Origin of the sequence: Blautia sp. 210820-DFI.6.14 (assembly GCF_020558815.1) — a bacterium.
Lineage (GTDB): Bacteria > Bacillota > Clostridia > Lachnospirales > Lachnospiraceae > Blautia_A > Blautia_A obeum.
In genome coordinates, this window is record NZ_JAJCKS010000130.1 from 1 (window position 1) to 274 (window position 274).

Here is a 274-nt window from a genome sequence, read left to right on the forward strand (position 1 = left end):
ATGACAAGAGAACGTATTATTGATTTTATTATATCGTGAGGAGGATATGAAAATGGGCGAAAACAATGATTTTATTCAGTTACCACCACTTAAAAAAGACACACCGTCTGATGTGGTAGCATTTATCTGGGAGTACATGAAAGTACCGGAGGATTCAAGAGAAAAAGTTAAGAATCTGCTTAAAGATGAAAATGAAAATGGAGTAAAATTAAGTCATCAGGCACCAACACTGTATGATGTTGTCCCAAAAGAAGAAATTGCTGAATTTGAAGAG

At 34.7% G+C, this 274-nt stretch carries 1 pseudogene; it reads left to right on the forward strand.

Features of this window, described 5'->3' with window-relative positions:
- Nucleotides 1-46: 46 nt before the first annotated feature.
- Nucleotides 47-274, forward strand: a pseudogene (locus LI112_RS18035) (hypothetical protein); the annotation flags it as partial.